Annotated in this window: 26 protein-coding genes; 14 read left to right on the forward strand and 12 right to left on the reverse strand. The window is 60.5% G+C overall.

Features of this window, described 5'->3' with window-relative positions; genetic code table 11:
• Window positions 1-19 precede the first annotated feature (19 nt).
• A complete protein-coding gene (locus Q1K31_RS05080; RefSeq protein ID WP_300377396.1) occupies window positions 20-529 on the reverse strand; it encodes a hypothetical protein in 510 nt (169 codons plus the stop codon).
• Between the two features lie 122 nt (window positions 530-651).
• Between Q1K31_RS05080 and Q1K31_RS05085 the strand changes: the two genes are divergently transcribed.
• The 10 genes from Q1K31_RS05085 to Q1K31_RS05130 all read left to right on the forward strand — a co-directional run bounded on the left by Q1K31_RS05085 (window position 652) and on the right by Q1K31_RS05130 (window position 8,443).
• Window positions 652-1,542, forward strand: a complete 891-nt coding sequence (locus tag Q1K31_RS05085) for a CoA ester lyase (protein WP_300377398.1) — start codon at window positions 652-654, stop codon at window positions 1,540-1,542.
• 48 nt (window positions 1,543-1,590) lie between these two features.
• The gene (locus Q1K31_RS05090; protein WP_300377400.1) at window positions 1,591-1,938 is read left to right on the forward strand and encodes an ArsC/Spx/MgsR family protein; all 348 of its coding nucleotides are present in this window, start codon (window positions 1,591-1,593) and stop codon (window positions 1,936-1,938) included.
• 81 nt (window positions 1,939-2,019) lie between these two features.
• Window positions 2,020-2,277 (forward strand): hypothetical protein, encoded by a 258-nt coding sequence (locus tag Q1K31_RS05095; RefSeq protein ID WP_300377402.1) that lies wholly within the window; start codon window positions 2,020-2,022, stop codon window positions 2,275-2,277.
• A 39-nt stretch (window positions 2,278-2,316) separates the two neighbouring features.
• Window positions 2,317-3,351 carry a MaoC family dehydratase gene (locus tag Q1K31_RS05100; RefSeq protein ID WP_300377404.1) on the forward strand — a complete coding sequence of 345 codons (1,035 nt, stop codon included), beginning with the start codon at window positions 2,317-2,319 and terminating at the stop codon, window positions 3,349-3,351.
• A 7-nt stretch (window positions 3,352-3,358) separates the two neighbouring features.
• Complete coding sequence (locus Q1K31_RS05105) at window positions 3,359-3,769, forward strand: hypothetical protein (RefSeq protein ID WP_300377406.1); 411 nt, start codon at window positions 3,359-3,361, stop codon at window positions 3,767-3,769.
• A gap of 48 nt (window positions 3,770-3,817) precedes the next feature.
• Entirely contained in the window at window positions 3,818-4,627 is an 810-nt protein-coding gene (gene dapF / locus Q1K31_RS05110) for a diaminopimelate epimerase (RefSeq protein ID WP_300377408.1), read from the forward strand.
• A 66-nt stretch (window positions 4,628-4,693) separates the two neighbouring features.
• Window positions 4,694-5,149 (forward strand): DUF3617 family protein, encoded by a 456-nt coding sequence (locus tag Q1K31_RS05115; RefSeq protein WP_300377411.1) that lies wholly within the window; start codon window positions 4,694-4,696, stop codon window positions 5,147-5,149.
• Between the two features lie 44 nt (window positions 5,150-5,193).
• On the forward strand, window positions 5,194-6,474 hold the full coding sequence (gene mtaB / locus Q1K31_RS05120) for a tRNA (N(6)-L-threonylcarbamoyladenosine(37)-C(2))-methylthiotransferase MtaB (RefSeq protein ID WP_300377413.1): 1,281 nt from the start codon (window positions 5,194-5,196) through the stop codon (window positions 6,472-6,474).
• Window positions 6,471-7,817 carry a signal recognition particle-docking protein FtsY gene (ftsY, locus tag Q1K31_RS05125; protein WP_300377415.1) on the forward strand — a complete coding sequence of 449 codons (1,347 nt, stop codon included), beginning with the start codon at window positions 6,471-6,473 and terminating at the stop codon, window positions 7,815-7,817. The genes mtaB and ftsY overlap by 4 nt, the downstream gene beginning before the upstream one ends.
• Window positions 7,814-8,443, forward strand: a complete 630-nt coding sequence (locus Q1K31_RS05130; RefSeq protein WP_300377417.1) for a 5-formyltetrahydrofolate cyclo-ligase — start codon at window positions 7,814-7,816, stop codon at window positions 8,441-8,443. Before ftsY ends, Q1K31_RS05130 begins: the two co-directional genes overlap by 4 nt.
• Window positions 8,444-8,463: 20 nt before the next feature.
• Here Q1K31_RS05130 and Q1K31_RS05135 read toward each other — a convergent pair whose 3' ends face one another.
• The 4 genes from Q1K31_RS05135 to argH are packed head-to-tail and all read right to left on the reverse strand — an operon-like array spanning window position 8,464 to window position 14,046.
• On the reverse strand, window positions 8,464-11,097 hold the full coding sequence (locus tag Q1K31_RS05135) for a DUF4175 family protein (protein ID WP_300377419.1): 2,634 nt from the start codon (window positions 11,095-11,097) through the stop codon (window positions 8,464-8,466).
• Window positions 11,085-12,350: a diaminopimelate decarboxylase gene (gene lysA / locus Q1K31_RS05140; RefSeq protein WP_300377421.1), complete on the reverse strand. Its 1,266-nt coding sequence runs from the start codon at window positions 12,348-12,350 to the stop codon at window positions 11,085-11,087. The genes Q1K31_RS05135 and lysA overlap by 13 nt, the downstream gene beginning before the upstream one ends.
• 8 nt (window positions 12,351-12,358) lie before the next feature.
• A complete protein-coding gene (locus tag Q1K31_RS05145) occupies window positions 12,359-12,637 on the reverse strand; it encodes a lipoprotein (RefSeq protein WP_300377423.1) in 279 nt (92 codons plus the stop codon).
• Window positions 12,634-14,046, reverse strand: coding sequence for an argininosuccinate lyase (gene argH / locus Q1K31_RS05150; protein ID WP_300377425.1), 1,413 nt, complete (start codon window positions 14,044-14,046; stop codon window positions 12,634-12,636). Before argH ends, Q1K31_RS05145 begins: the two co-directional genes overlap by 4 nt.
• A 29-nt stretch (window positions 14,047-14,075) precedes the next feature.
• Here argH and Q1K31_RS05155 point away from each other — a divergent pair, with 29 nt between their 5' ends.
• Window positions 14,076-14,666: a TlpA disulfide reductase family protein gene (locus Q1K31_RS05155; RefSeq protein ID WP_300377427.1), complete on the forward strand. Its 591-nt coding sequence runs from the start codon at window positions 14,076-14,078 to the stop codon at window positions 14,664-14,666.
• Here the strand turns inward: Q1K31_RS05155 and Q1K31_RS05160 are convergent.
• Window positions 14,663-15,508, reverse strand: coding sequence for a hypothetical protein (locus Q1K31_RS05160; protein WP_300377429.1), 846 nt, complete (start codon window positions 15,506-15,508; stop codon window positions 14,663-14,665). The genes Q1K31_RS05155 and Q1K31_RS05160 overlap by 4 nt on opposite strands.
• An 85-nt stretch (window positions 15,509-15,593) precedes the next feature.
• Here Q1K31_RS05160 and Q1K31_RS05165 point away from each other — a divergent pair, with 85 nt between their 5' ends.
• The gene (locus tag Q1K31_RS05165; protein WP_300377431.1) at window positions 15,594-16,259 is read left to right on the forward strand and encodes a Fe2+-dependent dioxygenase; all 666 of its coding nucleotides are present in this window, start codon (window positions 15,594-15,596) and stop codon (window positions 16,257-16,259) included.
• Here the strand turns inward: Q1K31_RS05165 and Q1K31_RS05170 are convergent.
• From Q1K31_RS05170 to rpmB, 5 genes are all read right to left on the reverse strand, one after another.
• Window positions 16,256-17,335, reverse strand: a complete 1,080-nt coding sequence (locus Q1K31_RS05170; RefSeq protein WP_300377433.1) for an esterase-like activity of phytase family protein — start codon at window positions 17,333-17,335, stop codon at window positions 16,256-16,258. The two genes, Q1K31_RS05165 and Q1K31_RS05170, sit on opposite strands and share 4 nt — an antisense overlap.
• Window positions 17,336-17,355: 20 nt before the next feature.
• Window positions 17,356-19,359, reverse strand: a complete 2,004-nt coding sequence (gene cobT, locus Q1K31_RS05175) for a cobaltochelatase subunit CobT (RefSeq protein WP_300377435.1) — start codon at window positions 19,357-19,359, stop codon at window positions 17,356-17,358.
• Between the two features lie 81 nt (window positions 19,360-19,440).
• Complete coding sequence (cobS, locus tag Q1K31_RS05180; RefSeq protein ID WP_300377438.1) at window positions 19,441-20,424, reverse strand: cobaltochelatase subunit CobS; 984 nt, start codon at window positions 20,422-20,424, stop codon at window positions 19,441-19,443.
• Window positions 20,425-20,511: 87 nt separating this feature from the next.
• On the reverse strand, window positions 20,512-22,206 hold the full coding sequence (locus Q1K31_RS05185) for an amidohydrolase (RefSeq protein ID WP_300377439.1): 1,695 nt from the start codon (window positions 22,204-22,206) through the stop codon (window positions 20,512-20,514).
• 125 nt (window positions 22,207-22,331) lie between these two features.
• A complete protein-coding gene (gene rpmB, locus Q1K31_RS05190; RefSeq protein WP_300377440.1) occupies window positions 22,332-22,625 on the reverse strand; it encodes a 50S ribosomal protein L28 in 294 nt (97 codons plus the stop codon).
• Between the two features lie 215 nt (window positions 22,626-22,840).
• Here rpmB and Q1K31_RS05195 point away from each other — a divergent pair, with 215 nt between their 5' ends.
• Together Q1K31_RS05195 and Q1K31_RS05200 are read left to right on the forward strand one after the other, a co-directional pair.
• Window positions 22,841-23,710 (forward strand): DUF3108 domain-containing protein, encoded by an 870-nt coding sequence (locus Q1K31_RS05195; protein ID WP_300377441.1) that lies wholly within the window; start codon window positions 22,841-22,843, stop codon window positions 23,708-23,710.
• A gap of 58 nt (window positions 23,711-23,768) precedes the next feature.
• On the forward strand, window positions 23,769-24,581 hold the full coding sequence (locus tag Q1K31_RS05200) for an exodeoxyribonuclease III (protein WP_300377442.1): 813 nt from the start codon (window positions 23,769-23,771) through the stop codon (window positions 24,579-24,581).
• Here the strand turns inward: Q1K31_RS05200 and Q1K31_RS05205 are convergent.
• Window positions 24,578-25,267 carry a response regulator transcription factor gene (locus Q1K31_RS05205; protein WP_300377443.1) on the reverse strand — a complete coding sequence of 230 codons (690 nt, stop codon included), beginning with the start codon at window positions 25,265-25,267 and terminating at the stop codon, window positions 24,578-24,580. The genes Q1K31_RS05200 and Q1K31_RS05205 overlap by 4 nt on opposite strands.
• Between the last annotated feature and the right edge of the window lie 75 nt (window positions 25,268-25,342).

A 25,342-nucleotide genomic window follows, 5' to 3' on the forward strand; every position in this document is an offset into this window, starting at 1 on the left:
TCCGCCCCGTCCAGCCTTCCTATTCGAGAATCGACTCTGTCAGACTTGAACGATGCTCTTCTTCGAGAAAGGCCAGATAGCTCTTGATGCTCTGTTGCCACGCAAATGTCTCGACTTGATCGAGGACATTGCCCGCATTCAGATCATACCGCGCCTGAATACAGATCGACGGACCACCCCCCTGTGCTGTTACCAGCATGTACCCACGTGGCTCGGTCTGCGTATTGTAGGTGTTTGCCAGTCTGAGAGCGTTCTCAAAACTGGTATCTGCAAGTTTCTTGCAGGCCCGGAAAATCAATACCCGACAAGCAAACTCAGGGCGGTCGCACTGACGCATGGAGGCGTTAAACCCTTGCTCACCCATAACTCCCTTGATGACGGGTGTACCGGACAACACAACACCCTCTAACTGCGTCGCACCGCGCTTGCGTAGCTCATTGATAGCTTCTCTAAGCTGAACAGGTGCCGCCTGAGCAGGAAAAACGAGTGCAGCTAAAAGAATGAAGACAGAAAGAAATGATCGCATCATTGTCACTTACAGTTTGGGGGTCGAGATATGTACATCTTGGCCAGAGAGTCGAGTAGATGTTGTCAGCCCCTGCGGAGAGGCACTAAACGCAGTAACTCCCGACCAACGTAGAGGCTTGTTTTATGACGACACAGACAACGCACCGCCCCCGCCGCTCCTGCCTTTACATGCCGGGGGCCAATTCCCGCGCACTGGAAAAGGCCAAAACGCTGGCCGCCGACACGCTGATCCTCGACCTGGAGGACGCGGTTGCGCCGGACGCCAAGCAGGATGCGCGCGAGACGGTTTGCGCGGCTGTAAAGGAAGGCGGCTATGGCAAGCGGGAAGTCGTCATCCGCATCAATGCGCTGGACACCGAATGGGGGCTTGATGACCTGAAAGCCGCCGTCGCCGCCGGGCCGGATGCCATTCTCGCCCCGAAAGTCATTGATGGCGGTGACATCGACCGCCTTGACGATGCCATGTCACGGGCCGGTGCTTCCGGGGACATGGGCCTATGGGTCATGATCGAGATGCCGAAGGCCCTCCTCAACATCATGGACATCGCAGAAGCCGCAGGCCGCACGCGCATGTCCGCCTTCGTCATGGGCACGAACGATCTCGCCAAGGAGTTCCGCGCGATCACCGATCCGGCCCGCACAGCCTTCCAGACGAGCTTCGGCCTGACACTGGCGGCCGCGCGCGCCTATGACATTGTCGCCATCGACGGGGTCTACAATGACATCTCGAACGCCGAGGGTCTTGAAAGCGAGACCCGGCAGGGCCGCCTGCTCGGCTTTGATGGCAAGACGCTGATCCATCCCAGCCAGATCGAAACCGCCAACCGCATTTTCGCGCCGGAAGAGGCCGACGTCCAGCAGGCCCGCGATGTTATCGAAGCCTTCGCCGACCCGGCCAACAAGGGCAAGGGCGTGCTCAAGGTGAACGGCAAGATGACCGAGCTCCTTCACCTGGAAGAAGCCAGACGGATCGTCGCTGTGGACGAGGCGATCAAGGTCATGGAATCGGCTTGAACCGTGCCACTGCCGCGCCATCTGGAGCGGGGTTCAGAGGAGATTGATATGACCTACACACTGCTTCACCACACAGGCTGTTCAACCTCGCGCAACGGTCTCGCCCTGCTTCAGGAGAACGGGGTCGAGCCGGAAGTACGCAAGTACATGAATGCCAGCGAGCGCCTGACGGTTGTTGAGCTGAAGGAGATCGCCGCGCAGATGGATGCCAGCTCCCCGCGCGAGTTCCTGCGCGACAAGGATGCGAAAAAGTTCGACCTGCCGGAAGATGCAAGCGATGAACAGGTCTATGCCGCCATGGCGGAGAACCCGAAGCTGATCCAGCGCCCGATCGGCATCAAGGATGGCAAGGCCGCACTTGGCCGCCCGATTGAGAAGCTGCTCGAGATCAGCTGACCGGTCGTCACGGGCGAGAAACATCAAATTTCACGGATCGCCTAAGCGCTAAAGCAAAACATCTGTGAGACAAGCTGCGGCATGATGATCCTGCTTGTTCTCGCTGGCGTGCTTCTCGTCCTGTCGGCCGCGCTTTTCTTCGGGCCCCAGCTTGTGGCCTATGGCCCGCATGGCCTGCGCGAAGCGTTCTCCCGGCCGGAAGCGCATCTTGTCACGCTCGCCCTGGCGGGCATCCTTGCATGGCTACTTTTTGGCACGTCCATGGTTTCCGCCTTGATCTCAGGGGGCGAGACGGTGCAGGTGATGGCCGGACACCTGATGGGGCCGCGTTTCAGCTAGGAAGCGGCAGACGCTGCCCCGGCGAGACGAGAGGGCAGTATGACGAAATCCAATCCGGGCCACTATTTCGAGGACTTCAGCCCCGGCATGGAACTTACCCATGCCACGCCGCTGACGCTCAGCTCTGGCGACATCTCGCTTTACCGCGCCCTGACCGGCAGCCGGCACGCGCTCTACTCGGCCGAAACATTCGCAACATCCAACGGCTTCGATGCCCTCCCCATCGACCCACTGCTCGCCTTCCATGTCGTCTTCGGCAAGACCGTGCCGGACATTTCGCTCAATGCCGTTGCCAATCTCGGCTATGCCGACGGGAAATTCCTGCAAACCGTCTATCCCGGTGACACGCTGACGGCGATTTCCGATGTGATCGGCGTCAAGGAGAACTCCAACGGCAAGACGGGTGTTGTCTGGGTACGTACACGGGGTGAGAACCAGCACGGAGAGACCGTTCTGTCCTATGTACGCTGGGTCATGGTCAACAAGAAGGATCCGGCCAGTCCGGCCCCGGAAGCGGTCATCCCGGACCTGCCCGACGCTGTTGTCCCGGGTGATCTGCCCACTCCCGCCTACAAGGACTGGAACGCCGCGCTCGCCGGGTCCAGCTGGCGGTTTGGTGACTATGAGGTTGGCGAGAAAATCGACCACGTTGATGGCATGACGGTGGAAGAGGCCGAACACCAGATCGCCACGCGCCTTTACCAGAACACCGCCAAGGTTCACTTTGACGCGCACGCCCAGAAAGACAGCCGGTTCGGCAAGCGCCTCATATATGGCGGGGTCGTGATCTCGATTGCCCGCGCGCTTTCGTTCAACGGGCTGGAAAGCGCCGCCCAGATGCTGGCGATAAATGCCGGTACCCATGCCGGGCCACTATTTGCCGGAGACACGGTCTATGCCTGGTCTGAAGTGCTCGATACAGCAAAACTCTCCGATACCACGGGCGCGCTGCGGTTGAGGCTTGTGGCGGCGAAGAACCATCCCTGCGCAGACTTCCCGCTGCGCGGCGAGGACGGGAAATATCACCCGGATGTGCTTCTCGACTTCGATTACTGGGCCGCGATCCCCATCTAGGGCGGCCATGACAAACCTCCTCGAAGGCCTTGCCCTGTTTGGCGTCTCGCTCGCGACCATGCTGATGGCCGTGGCGAGCCTGCTCGGCACCATGACAATCAAGCAACTGGTCGATATCGGCCATGTCGATGCACGCGTGCTCTGCAACCTCACAGGGATCACCGATCCGCGAGAACTTCAGGACGTGTTCGGCCCGCCCGATATGAAGCGCGTCTGGCACGGCCTGAATTTGCCGATCATTGAAAACGAGCGCCGCCCGGCGGGTTACCTGATCAGTGATGACCGGGTCGACTGGATATCTATCGGCGTGGCCATCCTGGCCCTTTTCTGGCGCCACCCGCTGGCCGATCTCCTTCTAATCGTCGCAGCCACCGCACAGGTCGCCGGCTGGGTCATCGCCACACGGCTTCCGAAGTAACAATTTTTGTCTTCCGATTTCGTCATCCCTCGACTACATGACACCCTCATGAAGGTCTGGAAGATGAATGGCGCGGGCAATGCCTTTGCGATCTTTGACGCAAGGGGCCGCAAGTTTGCGCCGGATTCAGAGCGTATCCGCGCCATCGCCAGCGAGATGAAAGCCGACCAGGTCATGTCAATCGAGCATGACCGGGATGTCGACGCTTTCCTGCGCATCTGGAATGCCTCCGGCGAAGAAGTGGATGCCTGTGGCAATGGTACGCGCGCGGTGGCGCACCTCCTGCTGGAGGAAAACGGCAATGGCAATGTCCGCATCCGGACCAATGCCGATATACTGAAAGGCCAGAAGGCTGGTGAAAGCCTGGTCACGATCGATATGGGCTCACCGCTCATGGGCTGGGCCGACATTCCGCTGTCAGAGAAGATGGATGTACGCGGTGTCGATGTCCGCATTGGCCCCATGGACAATCCCTACCTCTCCCGTCCGGCTGTTGTATCCATGGGCAATCCGCACGCCGTCTTCTTTGTCGATGATGTCGATGCCTATAACATTCCCCAGATCGGCCCGCTCGTGGAATGGCATCCGACCTTCCCGGAAGGCGTCAATGTCGGCTTTGCCCAGGTGATCGATCGCGGCACGATCCGGCTGCGTGTCTGGGAACGCGGTGCCGGGCTCACCAAGGCCTGCGGCACCGGCGCGTGCGCTGCCCTCGTATGCGCCGCACGCGCAGGCAAGACGGAACGCACCGCGAAGCTCATTCTTGACGGCGGCGAGCTCACCATCGAATGGCGTGAACGCGACGACCATGTCCTTATGACCGGCCCGGTCGAGCTCGAAATGAGCTTCGAGGTCTGACGGGTGGTGTAAAGGGTCTCTCCGGGTTAGGCTGGCCGCAAGGCACAGTAAACCGAGGGGACAATTATGCGACTGAAGACACTGGCAGCAGCCACCGCGCTTACACTTTTTCTAGGCGGCACGGCTGCCGCACAAGGCCTGAGCGTCCAGCCGGGCGAGTGGAGAACCGAATCCCGCATGACGGGCACGATGCAGGCTCAGGGCATGTCAATGAACCTGCCAGGCCAGACCCACTCCTCCACGCAGTGCATCAGCGAAGAGGATGCAACCTTCTCGCCGGACCAACTCGCCGAGGACGGCTGCACGACATCGAACGTCCAGTCGACGGATGATAGCATCAGTTTCGACCTCACCTGTACCCAGCAAGGCGCCACAATCAATGGCAGCATGAAAGTGTCAGCCTCCGATGGCGGGAAAACGGTAGATGGCACGATGAACTTGAACGGAAGTGTGCCGGGTGGGGGCAAACTCGACATGAAGGGTGATTTTAGTGGTTCCCATGTCGGTGCCTGCAGCTCATAAGGCTTGAAACAAGCGGTCAGACGCGCGATTTGAGCGGATTGACCATGACCACAGACACCCGCCCCCAAGTTTCGCCGAAAGTGATTACGCTCGGCTGCCGCCTGAACTCGTATGAGTCCGAGGTGATGCGGGGGCATGCCGACAAGGCAGGGCTCGACAATACTGTCATCGTGAACACTTGCGCAGTGACCACCGAAGCCGTTCGCTCCGCCCGCCAGACGATCCGCCGGGCGCGCAAGGACAATCCTGACGCACAGATCGTTGTCACCGGCTGTGCTGCCCAGATCGATCCGCAAGCCTTTGCGGCCATGCCGGAAGTCAGCCGTGTCGTCGGCAATCATGAGAAGATGCAGGCAGAAACCTGGTCTGCGGACATGCTGAGCCGTGGCCCGGAAAAGGTGCTCGTCAACGATATCATGTCGGTGACCGAAACCGCCGGGCACCTCATCGATGGAATGGAGGGCCGCGCCCGAGCCTATGTCCAGATCCAGAACGGTTGCGATCACCGCTGCACCTTCTGCATCATCCCTTACGGCCGCGGCAACTCGCGCTCCGTGCCTGCTGGGGAAGTGGTCCAGATGATCCGGCGGCTCGTCGAAACCGGCCACCACGAGATCGTGCTCACCGGTGTTGACCTCACCAGCTGGGGGGCTGACCTGCCAAACCAGCCGCAACTCGGCAATCTCGTGCAGCGTATCCTCAAGCTGGTGCCGGAACTAAAGCAGCTTCGAATCTCGTCCATAGATGCGATCGAAATCGACGATGCGCTTTTCGAGGCACTGGGCGACCCGCGTCTTGCCCCCTTCATGCACCTGTCGCTCCAGCATGGGGATAATCTGATGCTCAAGCGCATGAAGCGTCGTCACTCACGCGAAGACGCCATCGCGCTTGCAGACAAGCTGCGCACAATCCGCCCGGACATCGCCCTGGGGGCCGACATCATTGCGGGCTTTCCGACCGAGACCGAAGAGGCTTTCGCCAACTCCCAGCGGCTCGTCGAGGAATGCGGGCTCGCCTTCCTGCACGTCTTTCCCTACAGCCCCCGTCCGGGAACACCTGCTGCGCGCATGCCCCAGCTCGACAAGTCCGTCATAAAGGACAGGGCCGCGCGCTTGCGTGAAACCGGCGCCGCTGCCCTTCAGCATCATCTGGATAGTCATGTGGGCCGCCTGCGCGATGTGCTGGTCGAACAGGACACATCTGGGCGTCTGGCCGACTTCTCGCAGGTGGCCCTGCGTGGTTTTGAAACGCTTGAGACTGGACGCCCCGTCCCTGCGCGGATAGTCGCCCAGGACGGGCGCAAACTGATCGGGGAACCTGCATGATCCTCTGGTTCGGCAAGAAGAAGAAAAAGAAGAAGCTTGAAGACGCCGGCGCAGCCATGGACGCTCCGGAACTGTCGGCCGACGAGCTGGCGGCACGCGAGGCAGTGGCGCATGAAGAGGCTGATACGGCAACGGAAGCCGTTGACCATGCCCAGGAAGACGAAGTGGCCCGGCAGCAGGAAGCCGCTGCCGCTGAACAGCGCCGCCTTGAAGAAGAACACGAAGCGGAACGCCGCGCAGAAGCTGCCCGCGAAGCAGAAGAGGCCGAGCGCCAGCGTGAAGCTGCTGCAAAGGCGCAGGAGGAAGCCCTACGGCCCCAAGACACAGACACCGCCGAGGATAGCCGCCCTGCCGGAACAGATGACGCGCCCGGTACAGCGGATGCTGCCGACCCCTATCAGGAGACAAAATCTCCGGGCTTCCTGAAAAAGCTCTCCGGCGGGCTATCCAAATCGTCCTCCAAGCTTGGCTCCAGTCTCACCGGCGTCTTCAACAAGCGCAAACTCGATGACGAGGCGCTGGAAGACCTCGAGGACCTGCTGATTACCTCCGATCTCGGGGCGAAGGTTGCCGGCAAGGTCACCGCAAGCCTTGCCAAGAGCCGTTTCGACAAGGATGTGACGGACGCCGAGATCAAGGCTGCGCTTGCCGAAGAGATCGAGAAGATCATGACGCCACGCGAAAAGGTCGTTGATTTTTCCGATGGCCCGCGCCCGCGCATCGTCCTGTTCGTCGGCGTCAATGGCTCCGGCAAGACGACAACCATCGGCAAGATCGCCTCGAAACTGAAAGACCAGGGCGCAAAGGCCCTACTGGTCGCCGGCGACACATTCCGGGCTGCCGCGATTGAACAGCTCACCGTCTGGGGCGAGCGGGCCGGCATTCCCGTCATGTCACGGCCAACCGGGGCCGATGCAGCGAGCCTTGTCTATGAGGCGGTCGAAAGGGCCCGCGCTGAAAATCTCGATCTCGTCCTCGTGGACACTGCCGGACGGCTTCAGAACAAGGCCGAGCTCATGTCGGAACTTGCCAAGATCGTGCGCGTGACCCGCAAGCTCGACCCGGATGCCCCGCACGATGTCATCCTCGTACTCGATGCGACAGTTGGCCAGAACGCACTTTCCCAGGTCGAGGCCTTCCGCCATACCGCCGAGGTCTCGGGCATCGTCATGACCAAGCTTGACGGGACCGCGAAAGGCGGTGTGCTTGTCGCGGTGGCTGAAGCGCACGACCTGCCCATTCATTTCATCGGTGTCGGAGAAAAGGCTGAAGACCTGCAACCCTTCAGCGCGCGCGCATACGCTCATGCGCTTGTCGGCATTGAAGAAGAGGAAACGGCGTGACAGCAGATCCCGCCAAGACCACCCTGCGCGCCGAGCTGAAGACCCTTCGTGATGAGGTGAGCGCCCGTGATCCGGATGCCGCCGAAACGCTTGCGGCAAAGTTTCCGATGAAGCTGCTTGAGCGGTATGGCCCGGTCGTTGGTGGATACTGGCCGATTGGCAGCGAGATGGATCCACGTCCCGTGATGGAGAAGCTTGAAGCTGCGGGCGCGAAGCTGGCCCTGCCGCGCATCGATGAGGACAATGCCATGTCGTTCCGGCAATGGCATGCGGGGGATGACCTGGACAAAGGCCCGTTCGGACTTAGCGAGCCACGGGAGAGTGCCCCGCTCATTGAACCGACATTGATCCTGCTGCCCTTGCTCGGTTTCGACAAGGTCGGCACACGGCTCGGATATGGCAAGGGCTTCTATGACCGGATGCTGGCGGGCTTGCGTGAACAGGGCCGCGTCTTCGCCTGTGGCCTCGGGTTTCACGCGCAGATGCTGGACGATCTGCCTGCCGAACCGCACGACCAGCCGCTGGACTGGGCTGTTACGGAACGGGGCTCTGTCCCGATTTTCATGATGCGCACCTTCGCACGTGAAGAAGACACCGGAAATGATGACGGGCCTGGCGCCGCCTGAGTCCTGTTTTCTAATCCTGATTAGAACCTGTCGAGCAGCCGCTCCAGATAGTCGCGCTCATCCTCATCGCCGGCCGTGCCATAGCGTCTGCGCAACTCTTCCAGAATATCCTTGGCCCGCTGGCGTTCTGCCTCCTCAGGAATGTTCACGTCACTACCGTCTGAAACACCGCCAGTCGGATTGCCGAACGGATCGGTCTCCTCGTCGCTTCCGCCATATTCCTCGCCAAGGCGTTCACGTTTCAGCTCGTCCAGCTTGCCGGCAAGGCCCTGCGCAAGGTCCCGAAGGCCATCGGTCGCCCTGTCCTGATTGCGCTGGGCGCGCGCTGTATTTCCTTCCCGCAGGGCTTCGGCCGCCCGGCGCTGGGCACGCTCAATCGCTTCCAGAAGCTCTTCCTCGGTTTCCCCGCCCTCACCGAAGCCTTCGGCCTCTTCATCGCTTTCTTCACCGCCATTCCCGCCGCGGCGCTCGGCAAACTCTTCAATCGTGTCGCCAAGACCCTCTTGCCGCCCGGCCAGGTCTGAGCCGGGCGCAGAACGTTCTTCGCCATTCTGGCCATCAGGCTGCTCTCCAGGTTGTTGGCCTGGCCGCTGATGCGCTCCTTCGCCCCGCTCTTCCGCGAGCGTCTCATCATTGAGCTCGCGCTGCTCGCGCAGCATATCCGACAAATCACGCAACGTTTCGGACAGCTCGCGCTCTTCCTGCGGCAAGTCTTCCTCATTCTCCCCCTGTTGCTCACCCGGCATGCCCGGGAAGCCGTCTCCACTGCCATTGCCCTGCTGGAACTGCAGGTTTTCCAGCATGTTCGTGATGTCGGACAAAAGCTGGCGTGCCTGGTCGGTTGCGCCGGTCTCAGTCAGATCGGATAGCGCATTCAGCATGTCCTCGAAGTCAGAGCCGCCAAGGCCCTGTCCGCCACTCCTTTGGGCACTGTCAGTATCATCGGGGGGTGCATCCAGTCCGTTGGCGAGCGCCTCGGCCATGCGCGCCGCCATGTAGTTCTTGGCCGCTTCCCTGAAGGCTTCCATCCGACGCTTGATCTCGGCTTCCGAAGCTCCGTCGCGCAGCGCTTCTTCCAGCGCCTTGCGCGCGGCCTGAAGGGCGCGAAGGGCGTCCGCAGCGCTGCCATATTCGGCCCGTAGCGTCAGTGACCAGAGCAATGGCTCAGTGGTTTCGGCCTCGTCTGTCGTAACCGAGGCCTGCAGGACCGAGCCTGCATGACGCAGGCCCAGATACAGGCTGACATCCTCGAAATAGTGCGGCGCATTATAGGTAACAGCCTCGATCATGCGTGAGGCGCGCTGGATACCATCAGGCGCATAACCGATCCTCTGTGTGGCGGCAGTATAGACTGCGCCCGCTTCCAGCGCTTCGGCATTTGCCTGCTCCGGCAGGCCTTCATACGTACCATCTTCGCGCAGGATCGTGACGCGAATATCCTGGATCGCACGCGCGAGTGGTTGCAGCAGGAGCTTTTCAGGAATCACGAAATCGACAGGCTCGCTATAGCCAGCCTGACCGGCTCCATCTGTTGCCCGCAGGCGCACCTCGGTTTCAAGTCCTGCCCAGCGATGGCGCGTCAGGTCGATCGCGGTGGTGTCCTCCGCCGCCTTGGGCGCAACGCCGGGCAACTGGACGCTAACCGAATCCGGTGTGCCATCCCCGCCGCCATCCTTACGCGTGAACACAAGCTCAAGGCTTTCGACACCATAATCGTCCGATAGCTTCCAGCCGAATTCCGTCTTGTCGGTGGGAGTGAGCTCGGGGGCAGACACCCACTCGACCGCTGGCACCTCATCCGGTGATGCAAGAACCTGCCAGCCCGCCCGATTGCCCCACCACGTCACGCGTACGTCACTGTCAGTCGAAATGATACCGGTGGCCTCGAATGCGCCTTCCGGCGTTTCGGCAAAGCGGCTGGCAGTGCGGGACTCCTTGCCGTCAATCACCAGTTTCGGAGCCGAGGGGGCCTGCGCCCGTACCGTTATCTCGGAGCCCGCCGGGACGCGGACATTCTGCTGACCGGACTTCAGGAAGACGGGCGGGCGTCCGGTATGCTGCGGCGGTGTGATCCAGGCTTCGATACGGATTGTCTCCGCACCGAACAGGCTGCCGATATCCGGCGAGAATGCCCGCTGCAGACGGTCTCCGGCAGCCGCCCAGCCGAAGATCAGCGCCAGCGCAAGCAGCCCCGGAATGATATAGCGTAGATGCAGTGGATCTGTTGCCCTCCACTCATCGCGGAAAGTGGGGACGTTGAGACGCCGTGCTGCATCTGTAAGGCGGACCTCATGAGCGCGCCAGAGCGCCACGCCGTCCGCGCCGGGGCGCGACGGCCTGTCGCTGAGGGCTGTAAGCGGCCGCAAGTCGGACTGGCGGTCCAGAATGCGGATAGCTTCGTTTCGGCCCGGCGGGGAAAATCTTATGAAGCCAATGACGCCGAGGAGAACTACACTGCAGACAAAGGCGATGATGGATATGGCTGCCAGCTTCTCGCTCGCGGCATCCATAACGCCTGTCAGGGCAAGAAACAGGAAAACCCCAACCAGTACTGACGGGGGCCAGAACGCACGTGCAGCCGCAAGCCGCCAGAGATGTCCGCGGGTGCGGGCAATCTTCGGGGCAATGCCTGGGATGCGCTTCAGCTCAGCCAATCAGGGGTCGTCTCCAATGCAATCATCTCTTCAAATGCCGGACGCCTGCGAACAACGGCATACTTGTCGCCATCGACCAGGACTTCCGCCACCAGAGGTCTCGCATTGTATTGCGACGAAAGAACGGCGCCATAGGCACCGGCCGACATGAAGGCAAGACGGTCGCCCGGCGCGATGGCGGGCAATTTACGTTCCGCAGCGAACTTGTCAGTCGACTCGCAGATCGGCCCGACAACATCGTAGCTGATCCTGTCCTCACTGTCAGGACGCTCGCGCAGGGGGAGAATATCATGGTGCGCCTGATAGAGCGCCGGGCGCATCAGATCGTTCATGCCCGCATCTATGATCAGGAAATTCCGTTGTGGTGAAGGCTTGGTGTAAAGCGCCTCGGTAATCATCACGCCAGCATTACCCGCAATGACCCGACCGGGCTCAAGGATGACTTCTACGCCCAGCCCCTCTGTAACCTCGCGGATCATGTTCGCATATTCGGCAGGTGGCGGCGGATTGTCTTCAGCCCTGTACGGAATGCCGAGCCCACCGCCGAGGTCCATCCGGGTAATCTCATGTCCCTGTTCACGCAAGCGGCGCACAAGGGTGACAACCCGAAGGAAGGCATCCTGCATCGGCGTGATTGCATCAATCTGGGAGCCGATATGTACATCGACCCCGACGGCTGAAAGCCCGTCCAGCTCAGCGATACGGGCATAGAGAGCTTCAGCTTCCTTCCACGGCACACCGAACTTGTCGCCCGCCTTGCCGGTCGAGATATTCGGGTGGCCGCCAGCGGCCACATCCGGATTTACCCGGACCGCAATCCGGGCAACCTTCCCCATATTACACGCAACTTCAGAGAGAACCTCGGCTTCTGCCGCACTTTCGATGTTGAATTGATGGATGTCTTCGCGCAGCGCGAGGCGCATTTCTGCCCGCGTCTTGCCAACGCCGGAAAAAACGATGCGTGAGGCTGGTATACCCGCCACTAATGCACGTTGCAGCTCTCCGCCACTCACGACATCGGCCCCACAGCCCTCGGCCGCAAGCGTCTTGAGGACACCGAGATTGCCATTTGCCTTCACGGAATAGGCAATCAGGCAATCCATGCCGTCAAAGGCTTCAGCAATAACCCGCGCATGCCGCCTCAGCGTCGCAGATGAGTAGACATAGACCGGGGTTCCGACCGCATCCGCGATCGCGTCCAGCGACACGTCCTCACAATGGAGGCGTCCGTTCCTGTAGTGAAAATGATGCACGCTTTAACTCAGCCTGGCCCGACTTCGTCCATCCCGTCTTCACCAACATCCGCTGCCGGATCGGATTTCGGGATCTCGCCGCCTAGTTCGTTGTAATAAGCCTCGTCCTCAGACTTGTCGGGCGCTTCGGCATAAGCCGCAGGTACATCGACAGGCGTCTTGGCTTCCTCGCTTGGCGGATCGGAAAATATGGGAGGCGGACGCTCAAGGTCACCGCGTATGCCGCAAGCCGCCAGCATGGCGCAGGCACCCGTCATGGCGAGAAGTAGTTTACCGGTCCGTTTCATTCCTTGGCCTCCAGGCCCAATCTAGTTGTCCACAACTGCACCTGCTCGGTAACGCGTGCAGGCGATGTGCCGCCATAGCTTTGCCGACTGGCCGCAGAGGCTTCGACACTTAGCACGGAAAACACGTCCTCCGTAAGCCGCGGCTCGACACTCTGCATGCTTTGTAATGGCAGCGCGGCAAGGTCAACGCCCTCGCTCTCCGCAGCCGCGACGATACGGCCCGTGACATGATGGGCATCGCGGAATGGCATCTGGAGTTCACGCACAAGGTAATCGGCCAGGTCCGTCGCCGTGGAGAAGCCTTTCGCGGCTGCAGCCCGCATATTGTCGGCGTCGAAAGTGACAGTGCCGATCATACCCGTCATGGCTTTTACACATAGACCGAACGTATCGAATGCCTCGAAGACAAGACGCTTGTCGTCCTGAAGGTCCTTGGCATAAGCCAGCGGCAGGGCCTTTATCGCCCCCTGCAGACTCGCAAACTGTCCGGCGATCAGGGCAGCTTTCGCCCTTATCAGCTCAGCCGCATCGGGATTGCGCTTCTGGGGCATGATAGAAGAGCCGGTAGACCAGCCATCTGACAGGGTCGCAAAAGCGAACTGAGCGCTTGTCCAGAGGACAAGCTCCTCTGCAAGACGGGACAGGTGCGTGGCTGCGATAGAGAGTGCCGACAGGACTTCCAGAGCGAAATCCCGCGCTGAGACCGCATCCAGCGAGTTGGCCATTGGCCGGTCAAAGCCGAGCGCTTCAGACGTCATGTCACGGTCGATCGCAAAGCCAGTGCCCGCCAGCGCGGCCGCACCAAGCGGGGACTCATTGAGACGAAGCGCGGCATCATGCATCCGGCCGCGGTCACGTTCGGCCATTTCAACATAGGCGAGCAAATGATGCCCCAGCGTGACCGGCTGAGCGGTCTGGAGGTGAGTAAAGCCCGGCATGATCGTATCGGTGTTTTCAGCCGCCCGCCGGATAAGCGTCTTCTGCAACTCAAGCAGCCCCGCCTGGGATTCGGTCAATGCGCCGCGCACCCAGAGACGGAAGTCTGTCACGACCTGGTCATTGCGCGACCGCGCAGTATGGAGACGCCCGGCCGGCTCACCGACCAGCTCCTTCAGGCGCGCCTCGACATTCATGTGAATGTCTTCAAGTTCAGTTCGATACGGGAATGTACCGGCCTTCACTTCCTCCAGAACACGATCAAGCCCGGTCTGGATCTGCTCATTGTCCTCATGCGAAATTATCCCGCATTCGGCCAGCATGTCGGCATGCGCCCGACTGCCCGCGACGTCCTGCAGCACCATACGCCTGTCGACATCGATCGACGCGTTGATGGATTGCATGATATCGGACGGCTGCGCGGCAAAGCGTCCCCCCCACATCTGCTGGCTTTCGCCTTGCTTATCGGCCATATCGTCAGTCCTGTTGATTGGAGCCACACATGCCCCGTATCGCAAAAATCGCCATACCGCTCATGATCGCCGGGCTTGCCCTGGCTGTGTCTTATGCATTGCTGAGCGCGACGTCCACGGGGGGAAATACCAGTCCGCTTGAAAAACTGGCAACCGGCAGCCTGTCCAAACTCGATATATCCCAGCAGGGCACGCGCGTTTCAGATGCCACATTCCAGGGCCCGGACGGCGGCGATATGACGCTGGCTGCCTTCGACGGGAAGGTCACGCTGGTCAATTTCTGGGCTACATGGTGCGGCCCCTGCGAGCGGGAAATGCCCTCACTCGCAGAACTCGAAACCAAGAAAGGCAGCGACGACTTTCAGGTCATTGCCATCAGTGTCGATGCCGCGGAGGACAAGGAATATGCCCGCCAGCGTCTTGATGAGCTGACGGGCGGCGTTCTCGACTTCTACTTCGCCCCGCCCGAGGAATGGGACATCGTCTATGACAGCGGGGCCAAGGGCTTTCCGACAACCGTTATCTATGACGCGGCCGGTGTGGAGATCGCCCGCCTCTCGGGAGAGGCCGACTGGTCTTCCTATGAAGCTGCCGCCGTCATTGAAGAGATAACCCCCTAGCGAACAGCCGAAAGCTCGAGCTGGACCCGCGAGATCTGCGCGGCAACCTCATCGACAGGCGCCGGCGTCGAGGACGCAAGCGGGGCTTCCGGCCACAGGGCCTGAAGCGCCTGGAGCTCCTCGCGGACGGCTTCTCCTGCATCGCCCTCGAGATCGCCTGCATAGTCGGACGCCACTTTCACGAAACCGAACGCGTCGGCATATTCCGCGGCATTTGAAATCTCTCCGTCCACAACGCCGATCCGGTACTCCGCAAGCGTTGTGTCGAGCAGGAAGTTGAGAATGTCCGGCGTGGATCCGCCCGCCTTGTCTGCGAGCATGGCAAGGTTGTCTTCCGCTTCGCCGAGCTCGCCCTCGATTTCAGAGGATTCCGTGCCGTTCTCCAGCGCTTCGGAAATCCCGACGAAAAGGTCACCCTTGAAGCCCAGTTCGTCGAGGCCCTGGCGTTCTGCGGCATGGGTTTCGGAGACAGGGTGCATCAGATGCGGAGCCGCCTGCTCAGGCGCGCCAGCGCGGTAGAGCGCCAGACCGGCCTCGACATGTCCGCGCATGAAGGCAAGCCGGTTCTCGACGGGCAGCGTGTCCATGGAGGCCGCGCCACCTTCACCCCCTTCGCCTTCCCCGCCTTCGCCCTCACCGGCGAATGAAGCAGATCCCCCTTCGCCCTCGCCTTCTCCGGCATAGGCTGAGGTTTCTTCAGTCTGCGCAGCCTGCTCTGTGGTTGCCGCGCCTTCGCCTCCGGCTTCGCCATCCTCGGGTGCACCACAGGCAGCAAGTGATGTCGTGCCCAGCAGGGCAGCGGTCAGGCCGAACTTGACGAGATCACGGGGCGTAAAGGTCATGACAGACTCCGAAAAATGATAAGGGATGACTTTTCCAGCTCCGTGCTTTAGTGCAAATCATTCTCATATTCAATGGTTCAGGCTTATGTATTTTACAGTATCGGATGGTCTCAAACCGGCAGATATCGACCGTGTTCACAAGAAGGCCGCAGCCCTCGACTGGCGGGACGGGCGCAAGACTGCCGGGCGGACAGCACGCGAAGTGAAATCCAACCTGCAGGCTGACCTGACGACCGGACCGGGACAGGGTCTGCATGACTTCCTGATGCGCGCAATATCCATAAATGGCGAGATCAAACGGCTTGCCAGGCCAAAGCGGTTCTCACGCCTTCTCCTCAGTCGCACTGAAGGTGGCGGCCATTATGGCTTCCACGTCGACAATGCGATCATGGGCCAAGAGGAACACCGCCTGCGGACAGATCTGTCCTTCACGCTCTTCCTGTCTGATCCGGAGGCCTATGAGGGCGGCGAGCTCTGTCTTGTGACGCCTGCCGGCGAATTTAAAGCCAAGCCCCCCGCCGGCACCATCATCCTTTATCCATCTGGCGCGTTGCATCAGGTCACGCCGGTGACGGCCGGGTCGAGACTTGCCTGTGTCGGCTGGATCCAGAGCCACATACAGCGGACCGACCAGCGCGAGGTCCTGTTTGACCTCGAGACGGTACGGGCAAGCCTCAAGCCGTCGCAGGGCGAGCAACGTCTCGCTCTCGACAAGACCATCTCCAACCTAACGCGGATGTGGGGCTCTTAAGGCTCGACCCTGAACACGAATAACAGGGTCTGCTGGCCATCGCTGAAATTGTCATCGGCAATGATGAAAAGCCGCGCGGCCCCGTCCGGGCCATACGCAGTGGCAACGCCTTCGAAATTGTCGACCGAAAGGGGCCGGCTTAATCGGACTAGAGGCACTGAGCGTCCAGTCTCGTCAACACGCCCCAGCATGATGGAATTACCCGTCACAGGATTCCAGGCGCGGTGCAGGCTGTAGGTCGTGGCCTCGAGCCTGTCGAAACCGACAAGCGGCAGATCGCCTCCGTCTATCCAGGGCCGGGCGGCAAATTGCGCCTCTCCGGCCTCGTCGATGACAGCAACCGGGCTTAGCCGGTCTGTGATGTCTTCCAGGCCCGCGATCAGACGGTCATCCTCCAGCATCAGGGCTTCTGCGCCACCATTGCCCCGGATCGTACCAGCGAGGCTCTCAGGCGAAGTTCCGATAGCCGACACCTCGATGCCGCGCGCATTGCCGCCGCACACGCCATAACCATAGGCAAGGATACGGTGATCACGCTCGAAGCTCACGAAAGCGAGACCGTCGATGTATTCCAGCCCCTCTGAATCAGCCTGCGACTTGCCAGTCAGGATGCTGCCTGACTCGTCCTTCAGGAAGGTGAGCGTTGCCTGCCCTGTTGGCTCAAGCAACTTCTGATCAAAACCAATCTCGACCAGAGCCCCGCCATCGGAAACAGCCAGAAGATCGCCCGAAGGAAGCACCTTAAGCCCCGACAGCCCGCCAAATGAAGCAAATTCCGTTTGCAGTGACCATCCACCCTCAAAGCTGACACCTGATAGGGCCTTTTGGGTCTGCTCCGCCGTGCCAAGCATGACCGGCTGCGCCTCAAGCCGGAATGACTGCGCGAAGCCCCTGGCCTCTTCCCCGTGGCACGAAGCCTCGACAAGGTGATCGCGATGTTCAGTGAACTGCCATGCCTCGTCTGCCGGGAGGGCGGAAACCTCTTCAGGCGCTGACCCACGGCAGGCCGTGGCCAGGCAGAGGACAAGACCAGCGCTCAGCCAGCCCATTGCCTTGGTGAACTGCCGCGCTCTCATGCAATCCGGTCTCCGCTTTTTCAGCGCTTGGTGCTTTTGCGCGCTGCTTCGGCGAGGCTCGTGGTCCTCACGTCACGTCCGCCATAACGTGGTCCGCCTGACGAAGCGCCCGATACGCCGCTCGCTGCAGCCGCGGTGCGTTTTTCTCCGCGCAGGGGCGGCACGGCCATGGCCGCAGGCGCCGGGGCATTGCCTTTTTCGTCGAAAAGGCTGGCCAGCTGCTCCGTCATCGCGCCGCCAAGCTGCTCGGCATCGACAATCGTCACGGCACGGCGATAATAGCGCGTCACATCATGGCCGATGCCGATAGCAATGAGTTCCACCGGGCTCTTGTTCTCGATCTCGTCGATCATCTGGCGCAGGTGACGCTCGAGATAATTGCCGACATTGACACTCAGCGTGGAGTCATCAACCGGCGCACCATCGGAAATCACCATCATGATCCGGCGCTGTTCCGGCCGGGCCAGCAGCCGGTCATGAGCCCATTTCAGGGCTTCGCCGTCGATATTCTCTTTCAGCAGGCCCTCGCGCATCATCAGGCCGAGATTACGGCGCGCACGGCGCCAGGGCGCATCAGCCGACTTATAGATGATGTGGCGCAGATCATTGAGACGGCCCGGCCCTGCGGGCTTGTTCGCCTTGACCCAGTCCTCACGCGACAGCCCGCCTTTCCACGCCTTGGTCGTGAAACCGAGAATTTCGACCTTCACACCGCAACGCTCCAGTGTGCGTGCCAGAATGTCTGCGCACAGGGCAGCCACCATGATCGGTCGTCCCCGCATGGAGCCTGAATTATCAAGCAGCAGCGTGACCACCGTGTCGCGGAATTCAGAATCGTCTTCCTGTTTGAATGACAGTGGCGACGTCGGGTCGGTGATGACGCGCGTCAGGCGCGAAGCGTCAAGCACACCCTCCTCGAGGTCAAACGACCATGACCGGTTCTGCTGCGCCATCAGGCGGCGCTGGAGCTTGTTGGCCAGCTTGGAGACCGCACCTTGTAGTGACTGAAGCTGGTGATCGAGATAAGCGCGCAGACGCGTCAGCTCTTCTGGGTCACACAGGTCTGGCGCATTGGCAATTTCATCGTGCGCCTTGGTATAGGTGCGGTAGACAAACTCATGTTTGTCATCACCTTCGCGGAAGTTCGGACGCAGGGGTTTCGAGCCATCATCGGCTTCATCGATCTCGTCATCGCCTTCAGCATCTGCGTCGGCCTCGATCTCGACATTTGTATCCTCGCCCTCAGCCTCGTCGCTTTCGCCAGCCTCCATCTCCTCGGTGGTGGTGCCGTCGCTGTCATCCCGGCTCTGCGCGTCGTCGGTAGCGGAATCCTGCTCTTCCTGTTCACTCTCGTCCTCGGACTCGCTGTCATCCTCGGACTCATCACCGGATTCATCTCCTTCCGTGAGGTCCTTGATAAGCTTCTGGACTGTTTTGGCGAACGCACGCTGGTCCTCCAGTTGGCCCATCAGCTCCTCGAGCGCATCGCCGCCGCGTTCTGTCACCTCATCCCGCCAGATCGATGCAATGCCCTCCGCTTCAGGAGGCAGGGGCCGGCCGGTCAGCTTTTCGCGCAGCAGGAATTCCAGCGCGGGGGCAATCGGCGCTTCGGAACGATCCTGCATCCGTGTGTAACCCGCCTTCTCGCACCGGGCCGCAAGCGCAGCGTCAAGATTGCGGGCCGTGCCATCCATGGCGCGAGCCCCGATCGACTCGATACGCGCGCGCTCGGCTGCCTCATAGACCTGACGGGCCATATCTCCTGTCGGGCGCTCGGCATTGTGCGCTTCGGCATCATGATGGGCCATCCGCAGAGAGAGCGCATCCGCCTCGCCGCGTGCCCGTGCAGCCCGCGCTTCTGTCAGCTCGCGCGGCGGGGTCTGCAACACCAGCCTGCCCGGCTCGGCACGCCCTGCTTCCGACCCGAACGACGCTTCGACATCGCGCGTCTGGCTCATGGCCTTGGCGGTCGTGGCAAGCGCCTGCTTGAAGAGTTCGAAAGGCGTGTCTTCTGAGTTGGCCATGGGACTCACATAGCGTGCCTGTTCGCACTTGCGAAGTGGGATCGCAGAGTAAGCCGGCGCCGGGCCGGCTCATCTGTTTGCTTACGCGACCCGAACCATGAGGGCGCTTTCTGGAAGCTCCTCGTCGAAGCAGCGTTGATACATTTCAGCCACCAGCGGGCGCTCAAGCTCATCGCACTTGTTGAGGAAGGTCATCCGGAAAGAGTGCCCCAGATCACCGAAGATCTTGTAGTTCTCCGCCCAGGTGATCACGGTCCGCGGGCTCATCACTGTCGAGATATCGCCCGCCATGAAGGCGTTGCGCGTAAGATCAGCCAGCCGCACCATGCGTGAGAGAAGATCCTTGTCGAGATCGGCCGCCTTGGTCGAGACGATCTCGACCTCTGCGTCATGCTCGAGATAGTTGAGCGTGGTGACGATGCTCCAGCGGTCCATCTGGCCCTGGTTGAGCTGTTGCGTGCCGTGATAGAGACCCGTCGTATCGCCGAGCCCGACCGTGTTGGTCGTCGCAAACAGGCGGAAATAGGGGTTCGGCGAGATGACACGGTTCTGGTCCAGCAGCGTCAGCCGGCCCGAAGCTTCGAGCACACGCTGGATCACGAACATCACGTCCGGACGGCCAGCATCATACTCGTCGAAGGTGATGGCAACCGGCCGCTGGATCGCCCAGGGCAGGATGCCTTCACGAAATTCCGTAACCTGCTTGCCATCACGCAAGACGATCGCATCCTTGCCGACCATGTCAATCCGGCTGACATGGCTGTCGAGGTTGATCCGGACCATCGGCCAGTTCAGACGCGCAGCCACCTGCTCGATGTGCGTCGACTTACCCGTGCCGTGATAGCCCTGCACCATCACGCGGCGGTTATGCTCGAAACCCGCGAGAATGGCCATCGTCGTCTGGGGATCGAAACGATAGGATTCATCAAGCTCGGGGACGTATTCCGTTTTGTCCTTGTATCCGTGGACGACCATATCCGTATCGATGCCGAATACGTCGCGGACCTTGATTTCCTCGGTCGGCTCCAGACCGGTCAGGGCATCGGTATCGCTGGTCAGGCTCATATGTTCTTCTCTCCGAAATCGCTCTCGTGCTTCATGTGGGGTTCTAGCACGCGAATGAAATGCGCCTAGTGGGACGCAAGGTAAAGGTCAGTCGCCGGACTTCCAGACAATTTCACCCTGAACGACTGTCATTGTGGCGTCTGCGTCGAGTATCTGATCTTCAGGCAGGGTCAACAGGTCGCGGTCGAATACGGTAAAATCAGCGGCTTTTCCAGCTTCGATGGTGCCGAGCTCCTCTGTCATGAAGGCCGCATAGGCGGGCGCGGAGGTGAAAATTTCCAGCGCACTTTCACGTGAAAGTGCCTGTTCCGGGTGCCAACCCTCGCCGGACTGGCCCTCAAGGTCTTCACGGGCGACAGCGGCATAATACTCGATCAGCGGCGAGCCCACCTCTACCGGCGCATCGGATCCCCCCACAACGACCGCTCCGGCATCAAGCAGATCCTGCCAGGCATAGGCCCCCTCAAGCCGGGCCATGCCAAGCCGGGCGGGCGCAAACTTCAGGTCGCCGATGGCATGCGATGGCTGCATGGACGCGATCAGTCCAAGATCGGCAATCCGTTGAATATCGGCAGGCGCAACGATCTGTGTATGTTCGATGCGCCACCTCTTGTCCGGCCCGTACCCCTGGTCCGCGAAAGTGTCTATGACCCTGCGGTTTGCGAGGTCCCCGATGGCGTGAATCGCGAGTTGGTAGTCTCCCGCGTCCGCACGCTGCATCGCGGTCTCGAGCTTGTCCGGGCTCGTGAGGGACAGGCCGGACGTGTCGGGACGGTCCGAATAAGGCTCGATCAGCAGCGCCCCGCGCGACCCGAGCGCGCCATCCATGTAGAGCTTCACCGCACGGTTACGGATCGTATCGGTCTCGAATGCATGATCGCGGGCGATATCGGCGCCAGCCGCATCATAGGCATTCCAGAGACGTAGCGGCATCAGCCCCTGCTCGTCGAGCTCCTTCAGGATCGGCGCATGTGCAGGCGGTACAGACATATTGTGCACACCCGTCCAGCCACGTGAAGCATAGACTTTCGCACCCTCTATGTAAGCGCGACGAATATCCTCCTCACTTGGCTCGGAAACCAGTGCCCAGACTGGCTCCATCGCATTGTCGATCAGGAGGCCCGTCGCCTTGCCTGCCGCGTCGCGTTCAATCTTTCCGCCTTCCGGGTCCGGCGTTGCGTCAGTGATCCCTGCCGCTTCAAGGGCGGCTGTGCTGGCCACCAGCGCGTGGCCATCTGCACGGCCAAGAATGACAATCCGGTCGCCAACAGCAGCATCAAGATCGGCCGCGGTCGGCATACGCCCTTCCGGCCAGCCCGTCTCGATCCAGCCACGCCCGACAATGATCGCGTCATCCGGCAGCTGCGCCGCCTCGGTGGCTACACGGTCCTGCAAATCTGCGACAGAGGCGGTTCCCGTCAGGTCGAGGGAAAGCTCGCGCTGCCCGATACCAAGGAGGTGGGCATGGCCATCGGTAAAGCCCGGAAACATGACATCGCCGGCCAGATCGACGATGTTAACGTCGCTCTCATTCCAGTCACGGGAGAGCGTTGCCTCTGTCGCGACAATGCGCCCGGCATCATCGACGAGGACCGCATCGACCGTTCTGGGTTCATCCAGCCCTGTGTAGATTGTTCCGCCCGTATAGACTGTGAGCTTATCTAGCCCCTCAGGCGCAGCCATATTGTCCGCCGGTGCCGCAGCAGTTTGCGGTGCGGAAGCAGCATTGCAGCCTGCCATGACAACAGAAACTGCTGCAGCAAATATCAGGGGTCGGGTCATCGGAGCATCCTTCAGATTTCACCTGAAGGTCCTAGACCTTTCGCCCGCCGCCCTCAACGCTGAAACCGGGCAAAAAAAATGCGCCCCTGAAGGACGCATTCTTGATGGCGCTGATGCGGAAAGCCCTAGGCTTCTGCACCCTCTGCCTGCTTTTCAATGTCGCGCTTGATCTTCAGCGCCTTGGCAGACAGTTTGTCATCACGTGTCTTGGCGAGATATCCGTCAAGGCCACCATGCTTGTCGATTGTGCGCAGTGTTTTGGCAGCAATCCGCATCGGGAAAGACCGTTCCAGCGCATCAGACCGAAGGGTAACCCGCACCAGGTTCGGCATAAACCGGCGCTTGGTCTTGACGTTCGAGTGGCTGACAATGTTGCCGACGATCGGCTTCAGGCCAGAAATTTCGCATTCGCGTGCCATGGGGCGCTCGCTCAATCTATGTGTTCAAGTAAACAGAAGCGGCGCTATTACGCCGCCATCGCTTGCACGTCAACCACCAGTCTCAGCCTGCCATGCATGGCGGGAGCGTGATTTATTTGCGGCAAAGCAATGGCAGCCCTGTTCAGCCTTCATTCTGTCAGCCAGATATATATGCTGTCCGGAAACGGAGCTCACGAAAAGGATCGAGTGCGACCATGAAAAAGCTCATCGTCACGACAAGCATCATGGCCTTGGCGGCCGGCGGCGTCGTGAATGCAGATACAGCGACCGCTGAAACCCCGCTGACCCGCATCAAGGATGGCGACCCCATGCGCCTGACCTATGAAGTGAAGGCGAATGCCTGGGCGGTGATCATTCCCATTACGGGCAAGGCGAATTTCCGCATGGACCTCCAGCCCGATACCTATTCCATCAAGGGCAAGGTGAAGACGACCGGTCTGGCCGACATTCTTGTCAATTACGATCTTGACCTCTCTGCCAGCGGCTATGTCCGTGACGATCATCTGGAGACGTATGCCTACGTCTCGCAGAATGATGATGGTAACAAGAACCGTCGTGTGGAGATGACGTATGGCGAGGACGATGTCGCCATGACAGCCAAGCCGGCATTTGGCAGCCTCGGTGAGCCACCCGCAACCCCGGCCCAGAAGCTGGAAGCAAGCGACCCGCTTACGGCGCTGCTTGGACACGGGTTCATTCCGCGTAAAACCGGCGAAGACCCGTGTGGCCCGCCGATGAAAATCTTCGATGGCCGCCAGCTCACATGGCTGCACTTCGAGAACCAGGGCCTCGAGAAGATCAGGACAGCCGGCTACAAGGGCGAGGCCTATGAGTGCTACGTCAAGATGGACAGGGTCGCAGGCTACGAAAAGGACGAGATCAATACCGACAATCTGTCCGGTATTGATGGCCCGCTGCGTATCTGGATGGCTCCCCTGCCCAATGGCCTGACAATGCCGGTGAGAATTCGTGCCGATACCGACAAGATCGGCACCGTGACTCTACAGGTCTCGAAGCTGAAGCTTGAGCCCCTGGGAACAGAGGGCGCCACGAGCAACAACTAGACTGCGCCCAGCATGACCCGCGTTGACCGCATGTGGCGGCGCGGGCTAATGGCGGTGAATGTCCGATTCCCAGTTCAAGATCAGCACCTGGAACATCAACTCCGTCCGGCTGCGCGCACCTAATATAAAGGCTTTTCTGGAGGCCGAAGCACCTGACGTGCTCTGCCTTCAGGAAATCAAGTGCCAGACCGGCGAGTTTCCGGCGAAGGTCTTCAACGAAGCAGGCTATCCCCATCATCACGTGCTTGGGCAGGCTGGCGGTCATCATGGCGTCGCGATCATTTCGCGCCATCCTTTAGAACCAGTGGACGCACTGCCCCTCTGCCGGGAAGGACAGGCCCGCGTCCAGGCCGCAAAGATCGGGGGCTTCGAGATACACAATATCTACCTTCCGGCAGGGGGTGACGAGCCAGATCCCGAGAAGAATCCGAAGTTCGCACACAAGCTGGACTTCCTGGCCTGCATGGCGCGGGACTATGCTGCCGCGCCTGCCGATGTACCACGTGTGCTTGTCGGGGATCTGAATGTCGCTCCCCACGAGAACGACGTCTGGTCCCACAAACAGCTGCTGAAAATTGTCTCGCACACGCCCGTCGAGACAGAAGCGCTGGAAAAGGCCCGCAGTGACGGGGGCTTCACGGATATCGCCCGGGAACTGCATGAAGACGGACAGAAGCTTTATACCTGGTGGTCCTATCGCGCGAAGGACTGGGCTGCCTCAAACCGGGGCCGACGGCTTGATCACGTCTGGGCCAACGATGCGGCGATGCGTCTGGTCGAGCTCTCGAGCTACAGGATTCACCTTGGCTGGCGCGGCGGCTGGAAACCTTCGGATCACGCGCCGGTGAGCACCACTTTCAAGCGGGCCTAGCTGGCCTGCAGGCGATAGCCGCCTGTTTCCGTCAGCAGAAGTCGCGCGTTTGCCGGATCAGGCTCGATCTTCTGGCGCAGTCTGTAAACATGCGTCTCCAGCGTATGCGTCGTAACGGCCGCATTGTAACCCCAGACCTCTGACAGCAGCTCGTCGCGCGCGACGGACTTGCCCCCCGCACGGTAGAGATACTTCAGGATATTGGTTTCTTTCTCTGTCAGCCGGATCTTGCGCTCATCTTCGCGCACCAGGAGCTTCATGGCCGGATGAAACTCATACGGTCCAAGCATGAAAGTGGCGTCCTCGCTTTGCTCGAAACTCCTCAGGTGGGCGCGGATACGCGCCAGCAGAACGGAAAACCGGAAAGGCTTGGTGACATAATCATTGGCCCCCGATTCCAGACCGAGGATTGCATCTGCATCGGTATCCTGACCCGTGAGCATGATAATAGGTGCCCGAAGGCCTCTTGAACGCATCAGCTTACAGGCTTCGCGGCCATCCATATCAGGCAGGTCGATATCCAGCAGAACAAGATCGATCCTGTCGGCTTGCGTACGTTCCAGAGCTTCGCCCGCATTCCTGGCCTCAAGTGTCTCGAAGCCATCGTGGAGCCCGAACTGTTCGGCAAGCGCAGCGCGCAGGTCTTCATCATCGTCGACAAGAAGGATCGTCTTCTCGCTTATCATGGCCATCTCCGAGTTGCAGCAACTGGTTTCACACCGCATACATGGGTTGTGCATCACCAGATGTTCGACAGCGCG

Origin of the sequence: Henriciella sp., from assembly GCF_029936995.1 — a bacterium.
GTDB lineage: Bacteria > Pseudomonadota > Alphaproteobacteria > Caulobacterales > Hyphomonadaceae > Henriciella.